The sequence below is a fragment of the Dictyobacter vulcani genome, assembly GCF_008974265.1.
GTDB classification, from domain to species: domain Bacteria; phylum Chloroflexota; class Ktedonobacteria; order Ktedonobacterales; family Ktedonobacteraceae; genus Dictyobacter; species Dictyobacter vulcani.
In genome coordinates, this window is sequence record NZ_BKZW01000002.1 from 424,610 (window position 1) to 447,688 (window position 23,079).

Annotated in this window: 26 protein-coding genes and 2 pseudogenes; 4 read left to right on the top strand and 24 right to left on the bottom strand. The window is 47.7% G+C overall.

Features of this window, described 5'->3' with window-relative positions:
• Positions 1-36 precede the first annotated feature (36 nt).
• From KDW_RS19810 to KDW_RS19845, 8 genes and pseudogenes are all read right to left on the bottom strand, one after another.
• Positions 37-793, bottom strand: a pseudogene (locus tag KDW_RS19810) (carboxymuconolactone decarboxylase family protein).
• A gap of 12 nt (positions 794-805) precedes the next feature.
• The gene (locus tag KDW_RS19815) at positions 806-1,561 is read right to left on the bottom strand and encodes an SDR family oxidoreductase (RefSeq protein WP_151757697.1); all 756 of its coding nucleotides are present in this window, start codon (positions 1,559-1,561) and stop codon (positions 806-808) included.
• Between the two features lie 157 nt (positions 1,562-1,718).
• Positions 1,719-1,943, bottom strand: a pseudogene (locus KDW_RS36030) (aldo/keto reductase); the annotation flags it as partial.
• Between the two features lie 119 nt (positions 1,944-2,062).
• Positions 2,063-2,914 carry an aldo/keto reductase gene (locus KDW_RS19825; RefSeq protein WP_151758488.1) on the bottom strand — a complete coding sequence of 284 codons (852 nt, stop codon included), beginning with the start codon at positions 2,912-2,914 and terminating at the stop codon, positions 2,063-2,065.
• Between the two features lie 168 nt (positions 2,915-3,082).
• Entirely contained in the window at positions 3,083-3,436 is a 354-nt protein-coding gene (locus tag KDW_RS19835) for a nitroreductase/quinone reductase family protein (RefSeq protein ID WP_151757698.1), read from the bottom strand.
• A gap of 367 nt (positions 3,437-3,803) precedes the next feature.
• Complete coding sequence (locus KDW_RS35090; protein WP_269822485.1) at positions 3,804-3,926, bottom strand: hypothetical protein; 123 nt, start codon at positions 3,924-3,926, stop codon at positions 3,804-3,806.
• A gap of 61 nt (positions 3,927-3,987) precedes the next feature.
• Positions 3,988-4,281 (bottom strand): glycoside hydrolase family 3 N-terminal domain-containing protein, encoded by a 294-nt coding sequence (locus tag KDW_RS19840; RefSeq protein WP_233097823.1) that lies wholly within the window; start codon positions 4,279-4,281, stop codon positions 3,988-3,990.
• 96 nt (positions 4,282-4,377) lie between these two features.
• Positions 4,378-5,505, bottom strand: a complete 1,128-nt coding sequence (locus KDW_RS19845) for an RNA-guided endonuclease InsQ/TnpB family protein (protein ID WP_151757700.1) — start codon at positions 5,503-5,505, stop codon at positions 4,378-4,380.
• A gap of 520 nt (positions 5,506-6,025) precedes the next feature.
• Between KDW_RS19845 and KDW_RS19855 the strand changes: the two genes are divergently transcribed.
• Together KDW_RS19855 and KDW_RS19860 are read left to right on the top strand one after the other, a co-directional pair.
• Positions 6,026-6,625: a hypothetical protein gene (locus tag KDW_RS19855; protein ID WP_151757702.1), complete on the top strand. Its 600-nt coding sequence runs from the start codon at positions 6,026-6,028 to the stop codon at positions 6,623-6,625.
• A gap of 42 nt (positions 6,626-6,667) precedes the next feature.
• Positions 6,668-7,375: a hypothetical protein gene (locus KDW_RS19860; RefSeq protein ID WP_151757703.1), complete on the top strand. Its 708-nt coding sequence runs from the start codon at positions 6,668-6,670 to the stop codon at positions 7,373-7,375.
• Here the strand turns inward: KDW_RS19860 and KDW_RS19865 are convergent.
• The 3 genes from KDW_RS19865 to KDW_RS19875 form a co-directional block, all read right to left on the bottom strand.
• Entirely contained in the window at positions 7,372-8,499 is a 1,128-nt protein-coding gene (locus KDW_RS19865; RefSeq protein WP_151754965.1) for a hypothetical protein, read from the bottom strand. The genes KDW_RS19860 and KDW_RS19865 overlap by 4 nt on opposite strands.
• Positions 8,500-8,871: 372 nt before the next feature.
• Positions 8,872-9,279: a hypothetical protein gene (locus KDW_RS19870; RefSeq protein ID WP_151757704.1), complete on the bottom strand. Its 408-nt coding sequence runs from the start codon at positions 9,277-9,279 to the stop codon at positions 8,872-8,874.
• A 48-nt stretch (positions 9,280-9,327) separates the two neighbouring features.
• Positions 9,328-9,741, bottom strand: a complete 414-nt coding sequence (locus KDW_RS19875) for a hypothetical protein (protein ID WP_151757705.1) — start codon at positions 9,739-9,741, stop codon at positions 9,328-9,330.
• Between the two features lie 28 nt (positions 9,742-9,769).
• On the opposite strand from KDW_RS19875, the gene KDW_RS36035 reads away from it, so the two are divergent.
• Positions 9,770-9,991 (top strand): tetratricopeptide repeat protein, encoded by a 222-nt coding sequence (locus KDW_RS36035; protein WP_198925379.1) that lies wholly within the window; start codon positions 9,770-9,772, stop codon positions 9,989-9,991.
• Between the two features lie 1,245 nt (positions 9,992-11,236).
• Here the strand turns inward: KDW_RS36035 and KDW_RS19885 are convergent.
• The 9 genes from KDW_RS19885 to KDW_RS36040 form a co-directional block, all read right to left on the bottom strand.
• A complete protein-coding gene (locus KDW_RS19885) occupies positions 11,237-11,485 on the bottom strand; it encodes a DUF5348 domain-containing protein (RefSeq protein ID WP_151757706.1) in 249 nt (82 codons plus the stop codon).
• 7 nt (positions 11,486-11,492) lie between these two features.
• Complete coding sequence (locus KDW_RS19890) at positions 11,493-12,584, bottom strand: tyrosine-type recombinase/integrase (protein ID WP_162005425.1); 1,092 nt, start codon at positions 12,582-12,584, stop codon at positions 11,493-11,495.
• Between the two features lie 26 nt (positions 12,585-12,610).
• Positions 12,611-13,801 (bottom strand): site-specific integrase, encoded by a 1,191-nt coding sequence (locus KDW_RS19895; RefSeq protein WP_151757708.1) that lies wholly within the window; start codon positions 13,799-13,801, stop codon positions 12,611-12,613.
• Positions 13,798-14,844 (bottom strand): tyrosine-type recombinase/integrase, encoded by a 1,047-nt coding sequence (locus KDW_RS19900; protein ID WP_151757709.1) that lies wholly within the window; start codon positions 14,842-14,844, stop codon positions 13,798-13,800. The genes KDW_RS19895 and KDW_RS19900 overlap by 4 nt, the downstream gene beginning before the upstream one ends.
• A gap of 492 nt (positions 14,845-15,336) precedes the next feature.
• The gene (locus KDW_RS19905) at positions 15,337-15,711 is read right to left on the bottom strand and encodes a hypothetical protein (RefSeq protein WP_151757710.1); all 375 of its coding nucleotides are present in this window, start codon (positions 15,709-15,711) and stop codon (positions 15,337-15,339) included.
• Positions 15,712-15,966: 255 nt separating this feature from the next.
• A complete protein-coding gene (locus KDW_RS19910) occupies positions 15,967-16,497 on the bottom strand; it encodes a hypothetical protein (RefSeq protein WP_151757711.1) in 531 nt (176 codons plus the stop codon).
• 150 nt (positions 16,498-16,647) lie between these two features.
• Positions 16,648-17,196, bottom strand: coding sequence for a hypothetical protein (locus KDW_RS19915; RefSeq protein WP_151757712.1), 549 nt, complete (start codon positions 17,194-17,196; stop codon positions 16,648-16,650).
• 927 nt (positions 17,197-18,123) lie between these two features.
• Positions 18,124-19,267 (bottom strand): IS3 family transposase gene (locus tag KDW_RS19920; protein ID WP_151757713.1). Its coding sequence is split into 2 segments (ribosomal slippage): positions 18,124-18,978 and positions 18,980-19,267, totalling 1,143 coding nucleotides; the frame shifts between segments, so codons are not numbered across the junction.
• A complete protein-coding gene (locus tag KDW_RS36040) occupies positions 19,182-19,571 on the bottom strand; it encodes a hypothetical protein (RefSeq protein WP_162005426.1) in 390 nt (129 codons plus the stop codon). The genes KDW_RS19920 and KDW_RS36040 overlap by 86 nt, the downstream gene beginning before the upstream one ends.
• Here KDW_RS36040 and KDW_RS32300 point away from each other — a divergent pair.
• Complete coding sequence (locus KDW_RS32300; RefSeq protein ID WP_151757714.1) at positions 19,510-19,737, top strand: RHS repeat-associated core domain-containing protein; 228 nt, start codon at positions 19,510-19,512, stop codon at positions 19,735-19,737. The genes KDW_RS36040 and KDW_RS32300 overlap by 62 nt on opposite strands.
• 162 nt (positions 19,738-19,899) lie before the next feature.
• Here KDW_RS32300 and KDW_RS19930 read toward each other — a convergent pair whose 3' ends face one another.
• The 4 genes from KDW_RS19930 to KDW_RS31900 all read right to left on the bottom strand — a co-directional run bounded on the left by KDW_RS19930 (position 19,900) and on the right by KDW_RS31900 (position 22,912).
• Positions 19,900-20,853: a dienelactone hydrolase family protein gene (locus KDW_RS19930; protein ID WP_151757715.1), complete on the bottom strand. Its 954-nt coding sequence runs from the start codon at positions 20,851-20,853 to the stop codon at positions 19,900-19,902.
• Positions 20,854-20,916: 63 nt separating this feature from the next.
• Positions 20,917-21,225, bottom strand: coding sequence for a GNAT family N-acetyltransferase (locus KDW_RS19935; RefSeq protein WP_233097824.1), 309 nt, complete (start codon positions 21,223-21,225; stop codon positions 20,917-20,919).
• 22 nt (positions 21,226-21,247) lie between these two features.
• Positions 21,248-22,708: a DUF6585 family protein gene (locus KDW_RS19940; RefSeq protein ID WP_307767756.1), complete on the bottom strand. Its 1,461-nt coding sequence runs from the start codon at positions 22,706-22,708 to the stop codon at positions 21,248-21,250.
• Positions 22,709-22,738: 30 nt separating this feature from the next.
• On the bottom strand, positions 22,739-22,912 hold the full coding sequence (locus KDW_RS31900; protein ID WP_162005427.1) for a hypothetical protein: 174 nt from the start codon (positions 22,910-22,912) through the stop codon (positions 22,739-22,741).
• Between the last annotated feature and the right edge of the window lie 167 nt (positions 22,913-23,079).

Below are 23,079 nucleotides of genomic sequence, written 5' to 3' on the forward strand. Positions count from 1 at the left end.
AGATCTTAATAACGGTGTTGTGAGTGACAACGCCGCTTACGACGTAGCGACCTCATCGATGGCTCGCAAGCCGTTGAGTGTGCGCGGATAGCCGATGAACGGCAGGAGCTGCGTCAAAACGGCGATAAGTTTCGCACGGTCGTTCCCGACATGCAGATTGGCGGCGACATGGCCTTTCACTTGCGGGTCACATCCGCCAAGCGCGACCAGCATGCTCAACGTAAGAAGCTCGCGGGTCGGGATGTCGATGCCACTGCGGGTGAGATAGTCACCGAAGCAGTTGGCCGATAAGAAGCGCTGGATGTGCTGCTCGTCGGCGGGCGCGGAGGCATAGAAGCACATCGACGGCCTCCGCGCCGACGATGTGCTTCTGGACCTCCAGACCCTTCGCCGCTCGGGTCTCAGGCGTGGTCGTGGACTCGCCCGGCAGGGGCAAGGCGATGCCCCGCTCGGTGAACACCTCGTTGGTGGCATGGAGGAAGTCGAAGACCTTCCCCATGCCTACATAGGGCACCCCCTGGTACACAATCTCCTTGATTTCAACTGGAGTCACCCCGACCGTCAGGGCCGCGCCGAGCATGATGCGGTACTCACGCAGCGCCTGGGAAGCGATGAGGGCAGCTAGCTGAATCATCAGCCTGGTCCGTTTGTCGAGGTGGCTCTGACGCAGCACCTCGTCGAAGGCAAAATTATCGAAGGTTTCGATCAGCTCCGGGTCAGTGACTGCCAGGGTGGAGATGTGTTCGGGAAACAACTCCTGATGGGTGTGTTGTGCTTGCTTATTGGGTGACATAGCTCTTGCTCCTTAAAGCTCCTGGCTGGTGGGCCGGAACACGATTTCGTTGATGTCTACGTCGTCAGGTTGGCAGATAGCGAAGGCGACGGCCCGTGCAAAGGAGTCAGCCGGAATGGCCGCTTCATAGAGTTTCCGCACATTTGCGGCGATATCCGGCTCGGTGATGCTGTTGGGCAGTTCCGTGGCTATTGCGCCTGGCGAGAGCACGGTCGTACGGATGTGGTAGGGCTTGACTTCCTGGCGCAGCCCTTCAGAGATCATCAGGACGGCCGCCTTGGTCGCCGCATAGACCGCACTGCCAGGGCGAACCTTATGGCCACCCACCGAGGACACATTGATGATATGCCCTGCGTGTTGCTGTTTCATATAGGGCAGCGCTGCCGCAATGCCGTAGAGCACTCCCTTGAGATTGACGTCGATGGTTCGGTTCCAGTCGTCGATCTTGAGTCGTTCCAGGGGCGAGTGCGGCATCAGTCCAGCGTTGTTGATCAGCACGTCGATGCGTCCATACGTCTGAACAGCGGTATCAACCAGGTGTTTTACCTGATTGGCGTCTGTGACATCGGTCTGGAGGGCAAATGCCTTGCCCCCACCGCCGTTCAGTTCGTCGGCCAGGGCCTGAATGCGCTCGGTGCGCCGCGCTCCCAGCACGACAGTCGCACCCTCGGCGGAGAGATGCCGGGCCGTCGCCTCACCCAATCCGCTGCTTGCTCCGGTAATGACGACGACCTTTCCGGCTAGATTGTTGCTTGTATTCTCGTTCATTCTTTTCCTTCTCGTCTCTTTCTTATGGGCACTCGATGGCTCTTTAGTAACGGTCTCCCAGGACCGTAATCGTGGACATGGCGCGGTCGATTTCCCGCAGATCGCCTTCGGTGAGCTTGACCTGGACCGCGCCGATGTTCTCCTGCAGGCGCTCGATTTCCCGAAAGGGAGCCAGGGCTTCCCCTACCAGCTCTTCGTTCGTAAAGGGTCCGTAGACCTCGGCCGTATCGAAGAAGGTGATGCCACGATCCACCGCCGCGTGGAGAAACTCGATCATCTCCGCTTTGTCCCCAATCGGCTTATCACCAAAGGTCATGCGCATACAGCCAAGTCCGATGGCCGAAACCTCCAGGTTGCTATTTCCAAGTGTGCGCTTCTGCATTATTTCTCCTTTTCTTGATCCAGTGGGCAAGGGGCAGCGTACGTTTTCTGAGAATGGTCCCATGTGATGGGAAGAAAACGCTCTCTCCTTTCCCAGATGCACACGGGGCACTCGTACGTTCAGGTCCGACGTGTTGCCTGGCCCAACGCCTTCACAATGTTAGGGTCACGGTGATCGAAGAAGCTGCTGGTTTTTGTGTCCAACGTCCTGATCGCCGCCATATCTTCCTGGCTCAGATCGAAATCGAAGATAGTGAAGTTTTCAATGATTCGTTCCTTACGGACTGATTTGGGAATCACCACAATCCCTCTTTGGGTCAGCCAGCGCAGAATGACTTGCGCCACGGTTTTCTGATACTTGCCTGCGATGGAACGCAGTAGCTCGTTCTCGAACATATTGTGTTTGCCTTCCGCAAACGGCCCCCAGGATTCAATCTGAATAGTATTTTCCTGCATGAATTTTTGAGTTTCGATTTGCTGGTTAAATGGATGGGTTTCCACCTGATTCACGCCAGGAACGACCTGGTGATGCACCATCAGGTCCATCAATCGGTCGAGTTGGAAGTTGCTAACCCCAATGGAGCGTACCCGGCCTTCCTGGTACAACTTCTCCATCGCGCGCCACGCACCATATACATCCCCAAAGGGCTGGTGAATCAGATACAGATCCAGATACTCCAGTTGTAACCGCTGCAACGATCGTTCAAATGCCTGCCTGGTACGTTCGTCTCCGGCATCCTCAATCCAGAGTTTGGTGGTGACGAAGAGCTCCTCCCTTGGCACACCGCTTCGTTTGATGGCTTTGCCAACGGCCTCTTCATTGCCATAGGCAGCCGCAGTATCAATCAGACGATAGCCGGTGCGGATGGCGTCGTAGACGCTGCGTTCGCATTCTTCGGCATCCTGGATCTGATAGACGCCAAACCCCAGGAGGGGCATTTTTACCCCATTATTGAGGGTGACAGATGGCATCGCTGACATTGATCGTTCTCCTTTCGGGTCTCGTGCCCTCTCCCTTAAACTGGGAATCTATGCGGACCGCTCTGGTAAAATACTCGGCTGGTCCTTTGCCAGAAGGGGTTGAGCTGTTTCGTTTGATATCCATTTTTTTCTTTTCTCGATCTACACCAAACAAGCACTTTATGCAAGCGGAACTGCGACGGCCACATCGTATTTTGGATAATAGGACTTCACGTTCTTGCCATACTTCTCGCGAAACAGCTCAAGCACGTGGTCGAGCTGTGCCTGGTCGGTGTGAACTTGAGCGCTCGCAGTCACTGCCTTCCCATGAGCGGATACGCGGATCGTCGGCGTCTTGCGCAGATTTTTATACCACTCCGTGTCCGATCCTTTCACTGGGATCAGGTAGAGCGTGTTGCTATCCAGGGTGAACCAGATAGGAAGCGAAATGGGACGACCAGACGTGCGCCCGGTCACGGTGATGTCAATCAGATTATCGTTTTGCACACCAGAGCGAAAATTGGTGGGTGCCATAGGTGAACTCCTTCTGTTCTTCAGCGTTCGCTGCCTTGCCTCGTCATGAAAGGCTACCCAGCAGGCAAGTTTTCCACTGACTCTGTTCTTGAAGAAAAGTCCAGCGTACGCGGTCCAGACAGCGCAGCATGTGTTCTGTCTATGGAGAGTATAGACCACCGAAACCTCGGGTGATAGAATGATTGTCGAGAATGATTGGAGAATTCTGCAAATCTTTCCAGGTGAGTCAGGAACCCCACGGATACATCCCTGATTCTTGTGAAAGCGAGCCCATACCTGAGCAGACAGGTTCAGAGCTGAGCACCAAATACTACAGTGTGGCTGGAAAACACGTAGCTATGAAGAAGGATGGCGTGTTATTCTCTTTTTACCAGATATGTTGGATAGTGCCGTTTTTAAATAGTGTCAACGTCGTGGCGTCGATTGTCTCAAACACAGGTCTGGCACCAACTCGTCGATGGCCGGGGGGATCTGCACCCCGACCAGCCATTGGCCTGCATGGCAGCCTCGTCTTTAAGTGAACAGCGTAAGGGACGGCTGGTCTTGCCCACCTATTTCTTGATGATGCCGTATTGTACTTTCATAAGTAGGATGCGTTGCACCGATTGATTGATGCGTTGCTCGGTGATCTGGCCGCTCTGTATGGCCTGCTGGATTGCTTGCTCGATTGCAGCTACCTGGACAACATTGGTGGCCCCTTCGAGCAGGTCGTTGCCAGCGATAATGGCCTGCACATAGGTCTGGGCTAACTGGTTGGTGGTTGGATCGTTGCCCTGGTAGAGCCCGCCCATATAGAGTCCGTCGGTGATGATTACACCATTGTAGTTCAGTGTGTTACTTGACACTCCCCGGCATACATGCGCGGGGATTCTTCTTTCACCCATCCAACTTGCTCAGCAGGATTGCTCCTGAAGAGTAGCGGTCCGATGTCCAGAAGCGTTTTATGCACTCTTGGGTGCATCAGTTCCCGAGTGCCCCTCGGTACTGAGCGCTTTGTTCAAAATGTTCACGGCGGCATTATGATCGCGGTCCATTATCAAGCCGCAAGATGGACAGATGTGGGTGCGCACGCTCAAGCTCTTCTTGACATGCGTGCCACACCCTGAACAGTTCTGACTGGTGAAGTGGGGCGCAACCCTGATCACTGGAATAGCGTGCAGTGCCCCGTAGTAGTTGACCCAGGCGAGAAATTGCCCCCATCCGGCATCGCTGATCGATTTGGCGAGATGCCTGTTTTTCACCATATTGGCAATCTTCAAGTCTTCATAGGCAATGAGATCGTGAGATGTCACAAGCGCGTTCGCCTCTTTGCGGGCGAAATCTTCACGCTGCCTCTGGACTTTCAAATGGGCTCTGGCGACTTGTCTACGGGCCTTCGAGCGGTTCTTTGACCTTTTTTTCTTGTGGGATAAGCGGCGTTGCAGTCGTTTTAAGCGGGCTTCAGCTTTACGGTAGTGCCGGGGATTCTCGACGGTATTGCTATTAGAGTCGGTGTAGTAGGCTTTGAGTCCCACATCAATGCCGACCGTCGCTCCGGTCATCTCGTGTTCAATCACGCGATTCGTCTGCACACCAAACTGGACATAGTAGCCATCGGCGCGACGGATCAGACGCACACGCTTGATCTGTGCAATGGGGAAGGTTTCAATATCACGAGTGCCCACCAGACGCAGGCGACCGATCCCACAGCCATCCGTAAAGGTGAGATGGCGCCCATCCGGTTCCAGTTTCCAACCCGTGGTCTTATACTCCACACTGCGATTATCCTTCTGGAAGCGGGGATAGCCTTTCTTGCCGGGCTTCTTGGCTTTGCAATTCTCATAAAACCGTTGAATGGCAAACCATGCCCGATCAGCGCTGGCTTGTCTAGCTTGTGAGTTGAGGTTGTTGGCGAAAGGAAATTCCTTGGCAAGGACAGCACAGTACTTCTGCAAGTCATTCTTGGTGGCATGGTCATCCATCCAGAGGCGGAGACACTTGTTGCGAATAAACTGCACGACACGAATCGCTTCATCAATGGCGGCATATTGTGCCTTGGAACCATCAAGCTTGTATTCGTAGATCAGCATGGCGTCCTTGTTCTTTCCTCATTTCTATGCTATATTATACACCCTAATAGGGTATCATGTCAAACAGGAAAAGAGGGATTTATGCGGAAAGAGCGCACAAATATCTACATCACTGAGCGGCAAAAGAAACAACTGGAAAAGAGAAGTGTAGAGGAAGATTTGCCCATGGCAGAAATCATCAGGAGAGCATTAGATACCTATCTGGCCTGGGATGACCCAGCGTACCAACCCATATCACCCACGCCCCAAATAAGGAACAGCCATTCATCCCCGCCATGAATGGACGGGGCTTTCTGGCTCGCTCTGGTAAATAACCCATGGAACGCTGCAATTAAAAATCATTATGAGAATCAGCATCAGATCGCACATAATATGGAAGGGGCAGCAGATATGTATGGCCAAGCAGATAATAATGTGAAAACGACTTTTAGCACCTTCTAATCCAACAGTAATAGATATAAAAAGACGTTCTTATTTCTATTTAGAAATACTAGAAGCCATTAAAGAAAGAGGAGGCAGGATGTCTCTCTTTAGCGATATTGCAAATTCCATTGGTCATACGGTAGATAGCCTGGCAGCATCTGTGGGAGTGGATGTCAATATGCTAGAAACCGTGGTCAATGATCTAGATAGCAATAATATTAATGTATTCTCTACTGCAGCTAGACTAGGATTCTCAGCTGAAAGTTTTTTATCCAATCTAGTAAACCTCATGAGGGATGATCCACATCAGATATTACTAGAATATCTCACTGGACCAGTCAAACCTCTGAATAACTCGCTATCTCAGCTTTCATTACATTGGATGCAAGTTGCCAGTCTTCACCAAAGCACTGCTCAAACTATAAATGTGCACATGAATGAACTCTTTCATAGTAGTGGCACCTACTCCTATACAGGTTCAGCTGCTGATGCTCTCTGGACAACGCATGAAGACTACCAAAAACATTTTAATGACCTTATAGAAGGACCATCTGGCCCTCGTGGGGATAGCGGTTCATCAATTTATGGCGGGTCATCTAGTGATCCTGGATTACCAGTAACAGATGATATGATCAGAAAAGGACAAATACCTACTACTGGAGGTGGGACGTTTCCTCCAGCCATTCCATTAAAATAGTTTCACTGATACATGATCTTAAAATATAAGGAGTGCGACTTCGTGAATATAGACTTACATTTGTCAGACACAGTAGATGTTGTCGTGGACAAAAAAATTGAAATCACTATAAGTCCTCGGTGGATGTTTGATGGTAGGAAGGTAATTCTTGGTCCTTATCATACGGCAGATGAGCATGAAAAGCACGTAAGCCAAACCACTGGTAGTATGGAATGGCTCTGGTCAGATACAGATGAAATACGTTTTGCTAAAACGACGTTGGCACTACAGAGTATGATGCTCAATGTTCCAGATGCAAGCCTTGCACAAACAGAGATACTGGCAATATGGCAAAAGGCACCAATAAATGATGGCAGCTTGCAATTGCGACAAGCACAAGATTTTCAAATTGAACCTACAAGATGGCGTTGGATGGATCAAAATAGTGAAGTGCTTACCTGTTTCTTACCACGCGCCTTAGATGATGCAAAGCAAAGGCTACGCCTGCGTCTAGCACAAGACATAGAAATTTTGTTTGCTGACACATATTACTGTGGTTGGTCACTTCATCATACTGCCCGCTATATTGTTGATGCATGGGAAGAACCATCTGGCTACGATGTGGATGACAAAACCACAAAGCTCATCTATGACTATCTCTCGTTGGTAACAGACCCTTATATAGAAAAAATGGAAGATCAAGACGAGGTAATACTACAAAAACTTCTCGATTTATCTGAGCGTACTGAGGTTACGGTACAGCCACACTAAACGGTGGATGAGCTCAAAATGACTTTACGAGGTCGCCCCCTCGGCCGTTTTGGCTGATTGGGATCAGGCAACGGTCGAAGACGAGGTCTCCCTCGTGGTCGCTTTGACTGATTAGGATCAGGCAACGGTTTGATCCGTTTGCGTCCTCGTTTTTTCGGTTCGTGCCAGGGTTCGGGCACGACCTTGTACGTTAACAACTCAACAATACTCCACAGATGATCGGTTAAACCGCTGGCCATCGCCGGACTGATCTGCTGCTGATTTGTGCTCAACTGTTGATGGGACCAACAGAGATTGTAGGTGACACCCAACAGATACATGCCGTGATGCAAGCTCTCAAGCCGACATGCGGCATGTCGGCATTTCCGGGTTAACTGTGCCAAACGCTCTCGCATGGTGCCATTCAATCGTTCAATGTACGCCGTATTGAGAATCGTGCATCCTGGTGTCGTTTGTAACAACTTCTGTGCTTGATGCGGATCCCCACGTAGCAAACGCCGTTCCACTTCAACCACACGATGCTTGTATTGACGCTTGATCACTTGTCCAATCACCAATCCCGACCACATTTCCAGACAACAGCGTCCTCTTCCAGCTGTGCGCTTGATTTTTGAGCGAAAGGCTCGCTCAATACTGTGTGGATAGGCTGGCCAGCCATCCACGCAGACCAGGATCGCACTGATGTGCTTGGTCCACTGACGAACCTGCTCAAACAACCGATCGGCTAACGGAGTATCGCGAGTTGGCTGCACCACGCCTGCCAACCACAATCTCGTAGGAACCAGCATCGCCAGGGCCATCCAGATGACCTTTTTTCTTCCTTTGACTCGAATTTCATCGGCTTGCACATGACTCAGAGTGAGGTCAGCCTGCTGCATCATTTGTTCATGGACCCGTTGGCAATGTGCTCCAGAGCGATCTCGCCAGTTGGCAATGGTTCTTTCATCTAAACGAAAGGCTTTGACAATCGCTTGCACCGGACAGCCATAGGCAAGCAAAGTTACCACAATGACAATGAGCTCGGTTGGTTTGCGGAGCCCTTCGAACATGGTTCCTGTTCGGGATGTAAACGTTTTTTTGCAGACCTTACAACGATAGCGTTCACGTTGACGATCATGAACCACAATAGTTCCTTGCCCTTTTTGACCCCTTGCGGAACACGTCAAATTAGGGCAAAATTGAGAAGACGTGTTCATTGGCGCTTTCTGTTGTTTTTTCATACAAACAGTGTGCCGTGTAATACGTCATTTTTCAAGTCCCTTTTTCAACGCATCCACCACTTAGTGTAGCTGTACCGAGGTTACGAATGCACAGGAAAAAGTATTATCTATTGTACATAATGCTGTTGCCGACAAATTAGATCGTTTTTATGATCGATAAGTGCGTTATGTCCATCCAATTATATCCAGATTCCCCAGGTTTTACAAAATGGCAGTAGAACACAAAAACAGGCAGCATAGCATACTATGCTGCTCTATTCCTATCATAGTGAGAGCTTACACTTCAAACCAGCCGACCATCTCATTGTGACGGTAATCTCGTTTGGGCTGTTGCTTGCTCCATGAGTAAAACTTCTCGCGATCTTCGCCTGACCGAGGAGGTTCTTCAACTGAGCAATTTTCCGGATCATCATAGGTAGTGTGCATCCCTACATATTGCTGAAAACGTCGTTGACTTTCTTCTTCCGATTGTAAATCTTCTGCTGACAAGATGTAAACACCCATCGTTCTCGGATAGCCATAATTATCCTTCTCTGGCTCAATGGCTTCAAACCAGTAGCGCTGTCCCCAATAGAAACAGACGCCACTAAGTGGTCCATCCCAGTAATCACAAAACCACAGGAGGCGTATTTCTTGATAAGGGATCTGCGGACTTGATCGCAGAACTTCAGGTTTCCCCATCATTGCTTCCTCACTAAAAATACTTATGACAAAACAATTATTGCATATCATTCAATGGGTCATCAGTTGATAGAAGACAATATCCCGCTGATCTTGAGGTGTATCGATAAGTTGTTCAATTATATGCATAGCATCGGCAACCCATGCAATTGCTCGAAGCTGGCCCTCCTCTTCATCAGCAAGCGGCCGCTGAAGGAGTGCTGTCACTTTATGAAGCAACGTCTCTATCATTTTTGGGAAATATTTTTTGGCGATTCCGACTTGTTCAGATACTATCTGTGCTGCCTCCTCAGGAGATGGAGCGGCCAATACCGCCCTCTCGAACATCTCAAGTTGGAGTAAAGAGCCATCATTCCAGATGCCCCACTTCTCTTCCTCTGAGAGGGGACGCCGTACCTTTTCGCCTATCGATCCCTCTACAGCCTCACAATACTGACGGTACATCTCTGAAAATTTTCTACTCATTTTTCCTCTACTTTTATATAAGAATCAATTGACTTTCAGAACCATCACCTTCTTACTACTTGCAGAATATTCTCTAGCCATCCAGGATTTTACAACATTCCTTCTTACCTATCCCCAGGATGCCTCAGCTTATTATAATCGTGGTCTAGCCTATAAGCATAGCAGAGATATACAAAAAGCGCAAAAAGATTACACCCAAGCTATTACCCTTGAACCTGCATTCAAATCACAAAAGTCATATCTCCCATAGGTGCATTTGGAAGAAGTGTAACAGTATTAATACAGACCGCAATCCGCCTGATAGACATTTAGCGACCAGGTATCTTTTTGATACCTGGGTTATCCTCACATAACTTGCTCTATCCACCTCCAGGCGTGTGCAAACACGCACTGAATGGTTTGACTAATAATAATTGAATGAAACCTGGAAATAAAGTAGAACGTGCATAGAAGAGGAGTATTTTAAGTAGAATAGCCTATTTGGAGAAGAAAAGTGCATAAATTGCCGCTGAAAGAGCTGTTAAGGGATCTCTACTTTGAAAAGCTAGATTTTACCGTAGAGCACGAAAGGATCAGTCCCAATATTACAAGCACCCATCTGGGAACAGACTTAGCTCTATCAATTATCATACCTATAGTTTTATTATTATGGACAATATTATTACTTTTTTTATCGTCCTTAGGAGTAGTACCTTTTGAACGAACATGGAATAGCATACCATGGCTTGCAGTCACAATGATTTTTAGCTGGATACGATCTCATATAAAGAGGAAGAACAATAAATAAGATGTATAGCTATATAAGCAAGCAAGAGTATTACCCGTGTACACATTATGCTGCTTGTCTATGACAGAATAATTATGCAGAAATGCACATATGCAAGTTCTCTATGATACATATATGCTAAATAAACAGAACAAACAATTTGCCTCGTCAAATAAACATTCGAAATATAATTACGTTTAGAGCTACATTTACTTATTAGATACGGTATGATATTAATTTTTATATTATAAAAATTATGAGCTGAGAGAGACATAGGTATGAATGTTAAGTTGCACCACCCTCTACGTGTCTTTTTTTGCTATGCTCGAGAGGATAAAAAACTGCGCGATGAGCTAAATCACCATCACGTAAAAATCAGTTCTTGCCGCTTTCCTGATTGCCCAACACAACCAAGCATTGAGAGGCATTCCATGATTGATACTCCCAGCGGTCTCGATAATACCCATGGGCTTCCGTTTCCATCTCCTTGTTACAATTGCTATACTCAATAATGACCCTGCTCTCTCTGTGTTGGAACATGGATGAGTATAGCAATTCTCGCCGGAGGCCACTTTCTGAGCCGCAGGTTTGTTCTATCAGAATAGCTTGACCGATTTATCAGTGCAAAATTACATGGAAGATTTTGCGATCTTTCAAAATTTGGGCTACAAAGGCTTATGTGGAATTCAAAAACCTCTTTTACTTCAAAAATTCAATAGAGAAATTTTGCTAATGGATAATGTATCGAGCCTTCATCCGCTCAGACAAGAGGAAACGGCCGCCACGGTAAGCAAATAACCAATAATCTTGTCCATCCCCTTCAACGTGCCCTGTAACCCATTCTCGATTGAGCCAGATTTCAAGTGAACACCCAGAAGTTAATGTGATTGTCTGTTCAACTGGAAAGCCAGATTCATACAAACAATAGCGTCTGTTGTTGTCGCGGTAAAGTGTGCCTTCACGGACCAGTTGTTGCATCTTTCCCTCAGTTTCTCGAAGGGACTCGTTGAATGGATGATGAAGGGATAAAGTTCACCTGACCTCGGTTTTCGTTGAGTTGCCGTGGAGTTGGTCCGGCAGGTGTAGGTACGTCGGCCAGTTGCGCAGAGAGCTTTTCTAGAGCTTCAATCCCTTCTTCAACTGCTTCACGTTCATCGTCTGAAAGCGGAATTTCTTGCAACATCCTCTGTAAGTTCGCTTTGCCCTCCAAGATCTGTGCTTGGCTCGACTCTTTGGGCACATAGAAGGCACATTTTGCACAGGCCATGCGATGAGGGCACTGATCAAAAAAATCATAGGAGCAGTAGCCATGTCCCAAATCATAGAACCGCCACGGCTCTCCTGTTACGGCAGCACCACTCTTGACGGCTTCCTGATCGAGCAGTACCTCTACCACTCTGATATTCCGTTCAAAGTACCCTGCCTGGGTGAATGATTTGGCGAGTTTTGTGAGCTTGACTTTTGCGTAGTGCTGCGTAGAAGATGCGTAGCGATGCCCTAGCCATTCTTGCAACTCAAAGAGCGACATTGGCTCTTTGGCATTGAAGAGTTGAGTGGCAATGGTTGATCGTGCTCGGTGGCTCGTAATCGCCCCGAGTGAATCTTCCTGGGGAACCCCCGCTTTCCGGCATAGCATGGGGATGACTGTGTGATTGAGGTAATCCATTGAGATACGTCGTCCCTTGAAAGAGAAGAGATACTCCACCATCTCCCCGCTCTTGTGGTCAATTTCTTTTCGATGATCTGGGCGAACACGTCTCCAATCGTCAATAACTTCTCCAACAATACGATCTACTGGTTTCGTGAAAGCTCTTCCCGTTTTGTTCACAGGGACATTGAGCCAACACACAGTATCCTTGGTGACGACCTCATGGCTCCCTGCCACCACAAGATCATCCTTTTGCCATTTGATACAGTCGACTCTGAGACGACAGATTTCATCAGCCCGTAACCCAGTGAACAACCAGACGAGAGTACAGGCACGAACCATTTCAAATGGATACCACCACCTTTTGTGAGCAAGCCGGTTACCGAACTCAGGAAGATCGTCTTCTCCAAGGTTGAGCCCTGCCCACATGAGCTTTGCCCATATCTCGTCATCAATCACCCGTGGATTGGGGCCAAGGAGGGACTGAAGCGAGCGGGGGTGGTGAAGGCTCGCCGAGAATCAAACCGCCGTGGTATCCAATTCCACTCCTGGCAATCGCGCAAAAAGGATGACACTGCTTTGAGATGTTGTACTTTCGTCTTGGCAGAGAGTGGAGCGTTGTTTGACTCATTTTGCTGTTCGTCTCTGTGTGTCCAGTCCCCCACATGAAAGTCTAAAGTAGCAGCGACATACTCAGCAGCTAATTGCCGTGTCCATTGTTCTGGCGAGACGACCTCTGGATGATATTGTGCAAGCCAACGCCCAGTCTTGATGAGGCACCAGTAGTAGACTTTACGGGTATGCTTGGAGAGTGTTGAGGTTTTTCGCCAGCGCTCACAGTATTCAAGCCACTCTGATGGTACACCTGAGAGCGTGTCAAGGTTTCCTCCTTGTTTACTCACCGTGATCGGCTGGTCCAGGTATCCAAGGCTCACAAGCGCATGAGTGAATGAGACAATGTAGCTTTTGAGATGCGTAGAAGTCAGTTTTGGGCGTATCGCTGTGAGTACCTCAAAGGAAAGATCCTCAAGACGGGGACTACGATTCATCAACAGCAACTCATACAGAAGGTTGTGGAGATGGACCTCTACCATTTTCTTGCCAAAACCTAAGCGGATCATTTCGCCACCGATATACTCCACGAGAGGACCAAGGACATCTCGCCCGAATACACGTACCGCCAGCCAATCTTGAGTGAAATGACCAATGGCAGCAAGATCACTCAGTCCTCCCAGAAGATAGCTTACCGCTAGCAAGTGGGATCGATACGCATCTGCTCCACCGTGATGCTCTGCAAAGATGGCAGCGCTCGGATACAAAACACCAATCCATTCTTGCTCGGACCAAGCCCAAAAAGAGGTTTGCAGGCGATGCATTTCTCGAAGAAGGATGATCACAGTACCATTTCGGTTGCTTCTGCTTGCTCCCGTAATTGCCAGCACCTCATTTAGAGGGTGCAACAAACATGCGAGGCAAGCTCCAAATTGAATCTCCCATTTGGGGGAGAATCTTGGAGTTTCCGTCAATTTCCCCAGAGCAACGCGCTCACTGGGAGTGAGAACTGCAGAGCGATCATAGCTAGAGAGATTGACCGGCCAACACCATTGTTCCTGAGCTGCCTGTGCCAACTGTAGTGAGCTTGTCATTGGAGTGCCTCCGCCATCATCTTCATCCGCCAGGCGTGAAGAGAGTTCATGCCACGCTCGATTTTACTGGCTAGTTCTCCTCCGCTCAGATGAATATATTGGAGTGTAGACTCGACGCTTCGATGCCCAGCAAACGTCGCAATCTCATGGATGTCCCATCCTGACCTTGCTAAATCGGTGAGACGAAGATGGCGAAAGGTATGGGTGCTAAGTTGGATGACACCAGAGCGTTCCGCAATTCCTTTAATCACCTTCGACCAGGTCCAAATGGTAATGGGTTGTGTTCGATTCCGATTTGAGTCGGAGAGGAAGAGGGGGCCGCGTGCGCGGCTCAGCGCACGTCGTTCTTGCAAGTAATTAACGTAGAGTTGTACCGTCGCCTCAGAGTAAGGCACGATGCGGGCACGCCTGTTCTTTGTTGTTTCTGCACGGATGGTGAGCAAGCGCTGTGCTGGGTCAATATCACTGGTGAGCAGTGAGCAGAGTTCTTCTCGACGGAGGGCAGCATCGTAGGCCAGCGCGAGCATGACACGATTGCGAACTGGCTCCTGGCGCGTAGCTTCAATGATGGATTTCCATTGCTCCTCGTCGGGAACCCAGGGGAGCTTACGCAGGCGAGAGATCAGCCCTCGCTCCTGCTTGCCGTAAACGATCTTTCCTGGCGTGTAACGCCCTCTACCAACAGGGTTTGTTTCGCGAATGCCTTCTTCTATCAAGTAGTCGTACCACAGGCGGATGGCAGTCAACCGTTGATGCAATGTGGCGTTAGCTAGCCCAACTCCTGAGTCAAGAACGAAGATATTCTCCCCTCGCGGATTTGGGCGTGTCATGAGGTCATGCACATACCACGAGATATGTTCTTTGGTCGCGGCCTCTGGGACAATCTCCGAGCGAAGGCACAGCTCAAGATACTCATTCAATGCACGAGCATACGCTTCCACTGTATTGGGAGCTAATCCCAGGTTGGCTTGTATTTGTAGCCACGTGCGTGCGAGAGCGCTTTGCGCTACCCGTGGATATCGTTCCCAGCGAATATGTGTCATGAGTGTAGCCTTATCAGAACAAAACAATTGTCTCTTTGCAGTGTATCGGTTGACGCCAAACCAGCTACTATGCTACATTTGAGGCTACCTCCCGTGCGGGATCTCAAGCCTACCAGACCAGTCAAGGCCAAGACAAGCGCGCCCCCGCCACCATACCCAGCCTCCGCGCGGCCTTGACTTGGTCTGGTCTGTGAACAGTTAACCCGCACCGGGAGTCGGGGACGCGGTGCAGGCGGCGGCAGACGTTGGACAGGTGAGAGCACTAGAGGGGCGGCTCACGTTCGGCAGAAAGGACGTTCGGGGACCGTTTGGGCGACTCCGTTGGGCAGCGATCTTTCGTCGATCACCATATTGATGAGTTGTATTCCACGTAACTTGGATTGTATGGTGGCCTCGGGGGAATGGGCAAGCTCTATTGGAGCGCTATTCTAGCTTCTGTCTACAGTAAGGTTTAAAATATCTCTTCACATACTGCCCTGCAAGTCATTCTGGTCATAACCAACCAGAGTCATAAATGCGACCATTTTTTGCAGTAATAACGGCCCTTGTGTGTAACACAGAGCCATCTCTATTCCAGGGTGGAGGAGTAGCGTGCAATACAATCGAGGAAACTTCATTTGGGTTGAAACCGTGTTTTTGAAGCATCCCCTGGACCGTTACTTTAAGCGAAGCCAGAGACAATCGGAGCGGCTGCAACTCCGCAATCTTAGGAGGATAAGGATTCTGGACAAGCAATTCAATTGCTGTTGTTTCTTCTCCCGCTGCTCGAAGAGCTTGTGCCAAATGTGGAGAGATAAAGCTCAGACCACTTGCGGAATGATGCGCGATATTATGAGCGACTCCTGCAAGATCTGCCATTTTTGTCATTGTTCTTCTGACTTCTCATAAAGATAAATGATGACGACGCCACGCTCATAAATTTCTTCCTGCACACCACTCTAATCGCTTCGATCGTTTTTGCACAGAGGAAGGGGACTCTTTGCCTCCTTGGAGAGTATCTCGGTACAGGCAATCTCACCCAGCAATGAGTCTCGTTCTGGAATGATCTCGCAATTTAGCAACAGTATCACCGTATCCATTCATACTCAGAGGCCTGATATCCTCCTGCGTAGTTATAAATTTTCATTCGAGGGATTTTGTAGAAGCAAGCAGAGAACCATGGGCTTCAATATAATTGAGCGATAGCTCGATGACTTTTTTACTTAAAACACTTACAATAATAATATGAGGGTTATCATAATGCAAAAGAGCTTCTGATTTAGAAAATGCTGTTTTTTCTTGTTTTTTCAATAACTCTGGTGTTATGAAAATACACCAGCGAAGTTGGCCGTCAGAAAGCTCTATTGTTACTTCTATCCAATCATTTATGTCTTCTAAGGAATCATATTGTAAGATTTTTTTTAATGTAGGTACTGTTTTTCCTGTAAAATCAAAATATCCTCTATGATACCAGCGCTTTTTTTTATTATCACTCTCAATCTTAATCTGGTGTTTTTCCTCATCCCATGCTATAACCTGATAAATTTTTCCATAGGTAAGCGCGTTCGGATAGTTTGATTCATCGATACAAGTTGCGCTATCTGGAAATTTTTTATGTTCGTTTGTCATCATTGATTTTTTCCGTTCTTCGCAGTCTAGCGAAATATTTGCCATCTATCATGAAATCATCTTTAAAGTTACTCAATCAGATACAAGATTAGATGAGCGTCTGATAGCTACACATTATTGAGTACTCAATGAATATTTCTAGAATTTAGACGTGCTTCAAATAAATAGGTACAGCTACAGTAAGTGATGAAACAATTATTTTCGATGTCTTTTTTCTATTTCATCGATAATGCCTGGTATGTCTTTAAAACTATGTAGTTTATAGGACTCCCATTCAGGAAGAGACCATTTTCCTTCATTTGTTTCTGGGTGATAGGAGTAATAGTGTACATTTTCCATATTCTCTGGGGTAAGAAAGATACTTTTTTTTAAAAGTACACTTATGTCATGCATAAATTCCATGAGACGATTTAAGCGATCATCAGTATTAATGTCCCTGGGATCTAAATCGAGCTCTATCTCTTGCATCTCAAAAAAGTGACAGTGAAGTTGCAATTGATTTGCATCAATACGCAGTAAGACAGCATGATCCGAAGCCATATGAAAAAGATCTTGTATATCTACGTTTAAAGGATGAGGATGTTGATCTACAAAAAGGATGTTTGTAAAGTCGCTTCTCTTTTGAATATAGTTTAAAAGACATTCCCAATCATTTCTCTGTGTTTTATATATGTATAAATCACGTAATGATCCATCACGAGCAAATGCTTTTTTATAATTTTCTAGAGAGATTGACTCACTCATTTTTTGACTCCTTCTATAAATTTTCTGGCTAACAACTAATTGGTTTGTACAGGAGCAGGACCACTGTGCGTTCCAACATTACGTGCGCATATCTGGATTTTTGTGAGAAGATGTCCATAGACATGGCTAGAATGGTCAAGGTATCTCTAGCAGCGCTTTCAATCGCGTGATTCCCTTGACTACTTCGTTCCGATTTTTCGCATTTTTTATCCAGGTAGGGAGTCTACTTGCCATTGTTCCATTTCTGATCTGACCCTGGGCATAGAACTTCATGCGTAGTTTGGCGGTGACATAGCTCTCTAAAAAACGGATATGTTCTTCATTGAAGGCCCAAAGAATCTCACCGCAACAAGGTGATTGTAACCATAGTGGAAGTCGAAAATACCAATCATATGGGCCACCTCTGTGTTGAATCTTCCCTTCCCAAATACGTGTATAGCTACAATGGAGGCAGCTTAGCTTTCTGGAGCTAAAACTTCGCTGAAAACGCCTGGAGCCATGACGACCAGAATTATCAGCAAGGATCATCTCTTCATCAGCAGGAAGACGCTTCACTTGAGCACATTTCTGACACTGGGGACAACGCACATAGATGGTTTCAACAAAGTCCTCAAGTGTCTGTCCTGAATCTGTAAAAGGCACTGTCATATGGGTTCATCCTATGGTGCCCCACGATGTCAAGTCAAAAATGTGCGAGTCTCTAAGAGAATTCTCCTTTCTTGAAATCTTCGTAACATGGACGAAATTGTCCTGATCATTACCTCGAATCTGATCATTTCATCGAAAAAAATATGACCATTTTTTTGCTTCAATGGCACATCTTCTTTCGAAGCATCCTTCAATGTGGCTTGTCAAGGGAAAGTGGAACGGCCTTGATAAGCCACATTGAAGGATGCTATACTCATAGTGCCTTTGAAAGCCGAAAACTTATAAAATCTCCTTTTCTTCCCAATAGATTTCTGCTGGAGTACGGTAGTTGAGTGCCTGGTGAAGACGCCTTTCATTATAAAAGTGTAAGTAGCGAGTTAGATCTGTACGTGCAGTACGAGGATTATCATACTCTTTTATATAGACTTCTTCATACTTAATCGTTCTCCATAAACGTTCGGTGAAAATATTGTCGAGTGCTCGCCCTTTTCCATCCATACTAATGCGCACGTTCTGCTGTTTTAGCAAATCAATGTAGCTCGTACTCGTGAAATGGCTACCTTGATCACTATTGAAAATCTGTGGCGTTGCTTGTTGAAATGCTTTCTGTACCGCTTCAATGACAAATGGCATGGAGAGGGTTTGATCTAATTCCCAGCTCACAATGTAGCGTGAATACCAATCTAACACCGCAACCAAATGCACCCAACCTTTTTGTAAACGAATGAATGTTATGTCAATACCCCAGATATGATTTGGGGCAGAAGCGGTAATATTTCTGAGCAGGTAAGGATAAATCCCTGCCTGATGTGCACGTTTACTCAGGTTTGGGCCGGGATAAATCGCCATGATGCCCATTTCTCGCATGTACTTTGCAACGGTTTTCTCATTGATTGCTCTTCCTTCACGATGCAATTGGGCGGCGATTTTCCGGTATCCATAGAAGGGACATTCCGTAAAAATCTCATCAATACGACGTTTAAACGCAACCTCTTCCAGCGATGGAGGCATTGGTTGATAATACAGGCTGCTCCGATTGAGATGGAGCAGCCTGGCCTGAGTGCTGATCGGCAGCTCCTTTTGTTCCCAATCGATCAGGGCAACACGTTCATCTCTCTTTAAAGAATGTTCGAGATTTTTTTTCCAACCACGTTTTCTCCGTGGTTAATCGCCCGATTTCCGCATAAAGTGACTCCCGCTCTTCTTGCCATTCTGCTTCTTTTTCACGTAAGTTCTTTTCAGCTTGTTCATGAAAGAGATTGGGTAAACCTGCGAGGACGTGATCTCTCCACTTATACAACTGACTTGGATGTATTCCATATTCTGCTGATAATTGGCTAACTGTCTTTTCTTCTTTTAATATCTCCTTTACTACCTGCGCTTTGAATTCTGCTGAATATTGCTTCTTTTTCTGGTTTGGCATCTGACTTTTTTCTCTTCCAAGCCAACAAATTTTTGTCTAGATTTCTAGGACTATTATAATGGCTGCGTGCGTAGCGCTCTCTTGCCAGTGCATCTTTCACTACAGCGTTGAGAAGGCTACGAGATGTTGGTGTTGGTGTGGAACCTGACGGCGCATAGATGTGGAAGTTTCCGCTATCATGGAGCAGCGCCAGCAGATAGAGCATCCCATCATAGTAGTGCCACTGGCCACTTGGAACAGGTGTGTTCCAGAGTTCGTCAACAAATTTCCATGCCTGGCTTTTTGTGGCAGCCAGACTGGCCACGGCATTCCTGCAGGAGACACTCAAGGCCAACCCGTATGAGTATGCCGATGATAATCCCGTCAACTACGTTGATCCTAGTGGCGCTTTTTCTGTGAAAGGAACGGTGATTTACTTAACCTATGATGAAGCGAGCTTTTGGTTGTTTGCAGAACTTGCTAGTCAGTAGAATTAGTTGCTGCTTTAGAAGCTCTTGCTACCATTATGGGAGGGCCTGTAGGGACTGTCATAACAGCAATCCTAAGCATAGTCGGTGCTAGCTCGATAACGGGCCTTCTTTATGTACTTGCTCAAGCAAGGACATTACATAAAGGAGCTTTCACCCATATACTTACTCCCCGTCAATAAATGCGAGTCCTTTGGTCACACATGTTGCAAAGTCGGAAGGATAGGTGTGTTCCAGACCTGGATAGATTTCTAGTTGACAGGGGAGATCATAGCTACGTAGCACTTCGGCAATTTTGTGGGCGATACCCAGCAGGCGTGTATCTTCTTCGCCAACGATGATTGAACCACGCAGACCCATGGGTTTCTGCCTATCAAGAAGCGGTGGCAGTGTTTCTAACTCGACCTCACTGAGATGTGGAGCGAGCACGACGAAACCGCATGTTTTGATTGATTGGTGGAGAGCGAGCAAAATCGCGAGACCGCTGCCCTGGGAGAAACCACCAACGACCACACGTTCTGGATCGATCACATGCACCTTGTTCAGTGTTGTGAGGTGTTCGCAAACCTCATGCGTACCCTTCTGGCGATCATCCCATACATATGAGTGTTGTCCGATGATTTGTGAGGATTGTGGTACTCCCAGGAGCCAGCCACGAGTTGTGATGTTACGCCAGTGTTCTTGAGTGTCTCGGGCATTGGACCAATTGCCATGGAGCGCCATGAGCAGGGGAAGTGAGCCTCCCTGCTTTTCGGGCGGTACAACCAGGAGATCAGGCCGAGTTGTGGTCTGCGCTTCTATGAGGCGTTGGCGACATATCTCAACCATCGCCTGAAACGCGGGTAGCGGATGCAACGAAACCAGGTCTTCATCGGTTTCGAGCGTGCTCGGCGCGAACCAATAGCCCCGATCTAACGCTTCCTCAAACAAGTGGAGTGCGAGTGTCTGCTGGCCAAGCCGCGAGGCCATAAAGATGCGCCAGTAGTAGGTTTGGTCGGCATACTCGGGAAAACGCTGATACTCTTGTTGTAAGACCTCGAATGCCCGGGCTACCTTTTGTTCTTTATCATAGAGTAGACCGAGTTGTTGCGTAAACTCCTGGAATGTTTGGAACCCCATATACCTTTATTCTCCTTGAGGAATTGCAAAGAGAGAAACGTCCTCTTGTTCTCTTGCAAGAACTTATTTCCAAAATAAGATCATTCCTGGTCCATAGTCTGGAGTTGGGCGTTCCAGAAAGCCATACTTCAGGTAAAAGCCAGCAGCTCCTTTGGCAGCCATGAGACCGACAAAACCACCTGGATGGGCGTTTTCTCGTAAATAGTCCATGATCTTCTCCATAATGCGTCGACCAAGTCCTTGTCCCTGATACCCGGGCAAAACAATGATATCTTGCACATAAAAACAGAGACCCCCATCTCCAATGACTCGACCACATCCGATCACGCTCTGCTGCTTGAGAACACAGATCCAATACAAGCTGTTCTGCACGCTTTTCTGGGTTGCATCCGCGTTAACACATACCTTCAGGTCCTGGTGCGTTCCCTTTGTGAATGGTGATCCTACCCGTATGTGTGGTAACGTCCAAATGGGCGCGTGGCACCATTCCTACCTCATTATTGCCAAAGTCATTGCTGATCCGGTGCAGGTTGCTCGATGACGGTAGGCTAAACGCCGCGTTGGATAGCAGGGTGAGGTTGATATTACCGCTTCCACTCTCGAAGAGATCATGGCTCTGGGGATCAAGTGTGCCACAGTAATCGATTCGGCCAGATGTGCTCTGCAATTGGGAGTGCCCTTGCAGCCTTGCCTGTAGGTTAATATGGCCTGATTGCGTTTTTATTTTTATCTCTCCGTGAAGAGAACTGATGACCAAATCTCCCGTGCGCGTCTCGATTTGAACATTGCTGCTGGCTGGCGTATCTACCCACAGATCAACTTTCTCCGAGCCAACTCCCAGAAAGGTGGTTTGCTCCATGGCCCAGTTAAGATTGATCGTGTTGCCATTTTGCGTTGCATGCTGTTGAACATCATCAAGGCTATCCATGCCTGTGACCGTCTTCCATCCAGAAACCGACACCGTGTTGCTATTTTTATCTTTGTTAAGCATAAAGAGTTTACCGATTGCGTCAACTTTGATGATAAGTGTCGGAGGGCCGGAAACCTGAAAGGTTTGTGATGGCAGTTCCGTCAGTCGCTCTTTGCTGAAACTATCGCGGACTGCCCACGTTTCTAATGGCAGACCGGAGAGTATTAGCAGGGTGAGCATGAGAGTGGAGATCCAGGAGGTTTTCCTGGGGAGGAGCCTTTTCCCTGGTCTCTCTACCACCGTGATATTCTCAACATCCTGGGTTTCTCTCTCCGGAAACAGAGAGAGTTCAAATCCCTTCTCCACTCGAATATATTCCAGCAGGACTTCTAGAACGCATACATTGGTAATATCTGTCAGAGGTATAGTGAGCAAGTTCAACTCATTGTCTGTATGCTCAATCACCAGATTTTCCGGGTCAATCTCTACCCTGCTTACATGCGTCCAAGCGATTTCTTGCTCCCAATTCCCGATATATTGCTGGGTAAGAGAGAGTGTGGAGAATTCGATGGATTGGCCTGCCTGATAGTTTGCCTGAAGCTGTGGGAGAAGGCGTCGCGTGAGTTCCTGTTCGATGAATGTACCCACTTCAGCCACATCGTCTATTGCCGCACTCAAGACTAAATCTGGCATTTGAGCGAATGTGCAGGTATACGCAGGGGACACGTGTGTTATCTCTCCTTTGCGGCGATAGACCTTGCATTGGCGTTGAATGGACTGTATTTCTTCCCAGCGCACCACGCGGATGTTGCGTCCTTTCCGGTAGATCATCCCATGTGTATAGAGGGATATGGAAAGTTTGGGATGCAATGGAGTGATCATTTCTTCATGCCTCATGATAGATAGAAGCGATCCCAGCAGGAAAATCCCCTGGGCAAAACCCATCGGCGTCTGGATGAGTGAAGATCCTGCTCCTCAGATGAGCAGGAGAAGCACATCTATGACAATAAAGAAAGCGAACAGAAAAATGCCAGTAAGAGCCACCTTCCCTGAGAGGGTTACGCGTCGAATATAGACGCCCATGGGCGTGCCAGGTTTCTGTAGCTCATCTGACTGATAATTCTTTGGTGAAAGGGACTGGAAACCCATCGTCTTTGTCCTCTTGAGCAATCGTATTCAGTCTGCCTCTGCGTCACGCACGCGTTCTTCTCAAAAAAGCTGGCAAAGCCTGCTCAACACGGTGACGATACCTATTCTTCGAGCATTTTGAAAATAACTGAGCAGTACTGGTTCCTCATTTTATCACGTTTAGATGA

What these genes read in the sequence shown, in the direction of transcription:
- KDW_RS19875 (WP_151757705.1), bottom strand. Translation starts at nt 9,741, where the DNA reads ATGAGTAGAAAATTTTCAGAGATGTACCGTCAGTATTGTGAGGCTGTA.
- KDW_RS19845 (WP_151757700.1), bottom strand. Translation starts at nt 5,505, where the DNA reads ATGCTGATCTACGAATACAAGCTTGATGGTTCCAAGGCACAATATGCC.
- KDW_RS19890 (WP_162005425.1), bottom strand. Translation starts at nt 12,584, where the DNA reads ATGTGGGCAGGGCTCAACCTTGGAGAAGACGATCTTCCTGAGTTCGGT.
- KDW_RS19815 (WP_151757697.1), bottom strand. Translation starts at nt 1,561, where the DNA reads ATGAACGAGAATACAAGCAACAATCTAGCCGGAAAGGTCGTCGTCATT.
- KDW_RS19855 (WP_151757702.1), top strand. Translation starts at nt 6,026, where the DNA reads ATGTCTCTCTTTAGCGATATTGCAAATTCCATTGGTCATACGGTAGAT.
- KDW_RS35090 (WP_269822485.1), bottom strand. Translation starts at nt 3,926, where the DNA reads ATGGCTGGTCGGGGTGCAGATCCCCCCGGCCATCGACGAGTTGGTGCC.
- KDW_RS19895 (WP_151757708.1), bottom strand. Translation starts at nt 13,801, where the DNA reads ATGACAAGCTCACTACAGTTGGCACAGGCAGCTCAGGAACAATGGTGT.
- KDW_RS19870 (WP_151757704.1), bottom strand. Translation starts at nt 9,279, where the DNA reads ATGATGGGGAAACCTGAAGTTCTGCGATCAAGTCCGCAGATCCCTTAT.
- KDW_RS19910 (WP_151757711.1), bottom strand. Translation starts at nt 16,497, where the DNA reads ATGGCAAATATTTCGCTAGACTGCGAAGAACGGAAAAAATCAATGATG.
- KDW_RS19900 (WP_151757709.1), bottom strand. Translation starts at nt 14,844, where the DNA reads ATGACACATATTCGCTGGGAACGATATCCACGGGTAGCGCAAAGCGCT.
- KDW_RS19825 (WP_151758488.1), bottom strand. Translation starts at nt 2,914, where the DNA reads ATGCCATCTGTCACCCTCAATAATGGGGTAAAAATGCCCCTCCTGGGG.
- KDW_RS31900 (WP_162005427.1), bottom strand. Translation starts at nt 22,912, where the DNA reads ATGGGTTTCCAGTCCCTTTCACCAAAGAATTATCAGTCAGATGAGCTA.
- KDW_RS19930 (WP_151757715.1), bottom strand. Translation starts at nt 20,853, where the DNA reads ATGGGGTTCCAAACATTCCAGGAGTTTACGCAACAACTCGGTCTACTC.
- KDW_RS19915 (WP_151757712.1), bottom strand. Translation starts at nt 17,196, where the DNA reads ATGAGTGAGTCAATCTCTCTAGAAAATTATAAAAAAGCATTTGCTCGT.
- KDW_RS19835 (WP_151757698.1), bottom strand. Translation starts at nt 3,436, where the DNA reads ATGGCACCCACCAATTTTCGCTCTGGTGTGCAAAACGATAATCTGATT.
- KDW_RS19885 (WP_151757706.1), bottom strand. Translation starts at nt 11,485, where the DNA reads ATGCAACAACTGGTCCGTGAAGGCACACTTTACCGCGACAACAACAGA.
- KDW_RS19940 (WP_307767756.1), bottom strand. Translation starts at nt 22,708, where the DNA reads ATGGGTTTTGCCCAGGGGATTTTCCTGCTGGGATCGCTTCTATCTATC.
- KDW_RS19905 (WP_151757710.1), bottom strand. Translation starts at nt 15,711, where the DNA reads ATGACAAAAATGGCAGATCTTGCAGGAGTCGCTCATAATATCGCGCAT.